2 protein-coding genes and 1 pseudogene are annotated in these 2,981 nt (G+C 31.6%); 1 reads left to right on the top strand and 2 read right to left on the bottom strand.

All coding sequences use genetic code 11. The features are described from left to right. Positions 1–784 (top strand): ABC transporter ATP-binding protein (locus ACIQ11_RS10035; protein WP_396154525.1); only part of this gene is annotated, 784 nt, incomplete at its 5' end. 4 nt (positions 785–788) lie between these two features. Here ACIQ11_RS10035 and ACIQ11_RS10030 read toward each other — a convergent pair. Together ACIQ11_RS10030 and ACIQ11_RS10025 are read right to left on the bottom strand one after the other, a co-directional pair. Next, complete coding sequence (locus ACIQ11_RS10030) at positions 789–1,484, bottom strand: hypothetical protein (RefSeq protein ID WP_396154523.1); 696 nt, start codon at positions 1,482–1,484, stop codon at positions 789–791. Between the two features lie 172 nt (positions 1,485–1,656). Continuing rightward, positions 1,657–2,981: pseudogene (locus ACIQ11_RS10025) on the bottom strand (TonB-dependent receptor); the annotation flags it as partial.

The raw sequence follows: 2,981 nt of genomic DNA, 5'->3' as shown, positions 1-2,981 counted from the left end.
GTTAGAACAAGAAAATGTAGTAGTTAACAAACCTAATGCCTTTGTAAAACATACTTTTGAAAATAAAATTTCTGTAAAAAATATCAACTTTGCCTACCAAGACGAAAATGTATTGAAAAACTTTTCCTTTGAAGTGGAAAAAGGAAAAACAATTGCTTTAGTAGGTCAATCGGGTTCAGGTAAAAGTACAATTGCCAATTTATTAACGCGTTTTTACGACATAAATGAAGGTTCAATTGAAGTGGATGGTGTAGAAGTTAGAGATTGGGATATGCACGCTTTACGTGGTTTAATCGGATTGGTTACTCAAGATTCTATTTTATTTAACGAATCCATAAAAAATAATTTACTTATTGGAAAGCCAAATGCCACAGATGAAGAAATTATTGACGCATTAAAAATTGCTAATGCCTATGAGTTTGTAGCTGCTCTTCCTAATGGAATTGATACCAATATTGGTGATGCTGGTGGAAAATTATCGGGTGGACAAAAACAACGTTTATCTATTGCGAGAGCCGTGTTGAAAAACCCACCAATTATGATATTAGATGAAGCGACTTCTGCTTTAGATACTGAAAGTGAAAAATTGGTTCAAGATGCTTTAGAAAAAATGATGCAAAACCGAACTTCTATTGTAATTGCACACCGTTTATCTACCATTCAAAAAGCAGACAACATTATTGTGATGCAAAAAGGTGAAATTGTAGAACAAGGAAAACACGCGGATTTAATTGCAAAAAATGGTACTTACGCGAGATTAGTTGCTTTACAAACTTTAGAATAACAAATTACAAAGGAAAATATTCCGATACTTTATTGTCTTTTAAATTAACTACGTGATAGTGGATTTTGTCTTTTTTATCGAATTCGCCATTTTTGTTTGCGTCTTCTATAGTTCTAAAAAATAGTTTATTTGACGATTCTATATGTTTCCAATCAATCAACTCTTGTAATTCTGTAGAAATTTTAGTGAAATTTTTTCCTAATTCTGAACTAATGTAAAGTGATTTAATATCATTCGAATCAATCATTGCATCTTGATTGGTATCGGCATCAGCCAAAACAAATACTAACATTTTGTTATTTTTTAGATACGAAACACGCTCAATTTGCATTACTTTATCTGATAAAACGTATAACGAATCAGAACCAATTTCTTGAAATTTTAAATTTTGTAAATAACCTGTAATTTCATTTTCCATTGAATTAGAAACGTGAAAACCTGAAACACCTTCATAAGCAGAGGCGCTTTCATAACTTCCTTTTCTATTAATATCGCCAACAGTTAAATTACCAATGGCATAAACCAATACATTACTGCCTTCGAACTGAATAGGTAAATCAGCAACCTCTAACTTAGTGGTGTCTTTTTGTAGTGATTTGGCTTCTTTACCAGTATATTTTACTTTTGGTTTGGCTTTTTCTTCCTGACAAGAAAAAATCATCACACTAGACGCTAAAAGGATATATATGTAATTTTTCATTTGTAAATATTTATTGTTTTTTAAAGGTCATATGGTATCGCTTTATTTTTATTGGTGTTTGCAAGCAAACGAGTTTGTTTATGGCGATTTCATAGTTTCTGTTTTGAATATCAAATATACTAAATTCTAAATCATTTAGTTTTAAAAATCTGTCAAATCTGTGTTCCCCACCTTAAATTCTCATACTTAATTTCAAATTAAACGTTCGTGTGGTTAAATAATTTGGCACACCGTATTGTGTTTTGGTATACACATCTCGCACCCAAGTATTGGTAATCGAATTTTGATTATTAAACATATTATAAATTTCAAAGCCCAAACTAAATTCGGAAAAATTAGCTAACCATTTTCTATGTCCACCCAATTTAGCATCTTTAAAAACATAAGAAAATCCGGTATCGGCTCTTCTATAATCGTTTAATCTTGTTTGGTATAAATAAGGGTCTGCATATGCTGGCGAACCACCTGGCAAACCTGTATTATACACTAAATTTAAGTACATTTTTAAACTTGGAATATTTGGCATATAATCTTGAAATAAAATAGCAAATTTCAATCGTTGGTCTGTCGGACGTGCAATAAAACCTTTACCACCTTGATTTTCTTCTGTTTTTAAATACCCAAACGTAAACCAAGATTCTACCCCTGGAACAAACTCTCCATTTAATCTTCCATCAATTCCGTATACATAAGCCGTGGCGTTGTTATTTGCTTCATATCTAATTCTTACATTATCTATTGTATAAGCGTTTACATCTGTCATCGTTTTGTAATAGGCTTCACTTACTAATTTAAACGGTCTGTTCCACAATTGAAAACTATAATCGTGTCCAAAAACAAAATGAATGGATTTTTGATCTTTAACATTTGGATTTACTGAACCATCGCTGGCACGTAATTCTCTATAAAATGGCGGTTGATTATATACTCCAACAGAGAATCGGAAAATCATTTCTTTATTCCAATTTGGTTTTAAAATAAATTGCGCTCTTGGCGAAAAAGTGAATTGATTATTTCCTGAAATTCCATTATTTGAAGCCATCCAACTTTGCCCACGAACTCCAGCATTTACATAATAAGTATGCGAACCAATCATTCCTTCATAATTCCAATTTAAATAGGAATTAAATCGATTTATGGTGGTGTTATTTTTAGCACGAACGTTTTGGTATGGTGCTAAAGGTCCGAAATATGGGTTATATGGTTGGTCATTTATATATTCTAATTCTGGATTTGGTAATGAAAATCCTGCAGAATCAATAACTTCCCACTCTACTACTCTATCTCTAATGTTTTCGAAATTATGTTTAAAGCTCCATTCAATAGCATTGTCATCATTTAATTTATGATTTCCCTTTATTTCATTCGTTACAATTAAAGCATCTAAATTATTTCTGGCGTGATTTAATTGCGAACCAATTCCGCGAGAAAAAACAACATTTCCAAAGGTTTCAGATCCAATATTTGCATCTACTTCACCCAAACGATATTGTGCTA

Source organism: Flavobacterium sp. (assembly GCF_044361065.1).
Classification (GTDB): domain Bacteria; phylum Bacteroidota; class Bacteroidia; order Flavobacteriales; family Flavobacteriaceae; genus Flavobacterium.
This window is presented reverse-complemented; position numbering and strand designations above follow the sequence as displayed.

Coding starts and splice junctions, on each gene's coding strand:
- ACIQ11_RS10030 (WP_396154523.1), bottom strand. CDS start 1,484: ATGAAAAATTACATATATATCCTTTTAGCGTCTAGTGTGATGATTTTT.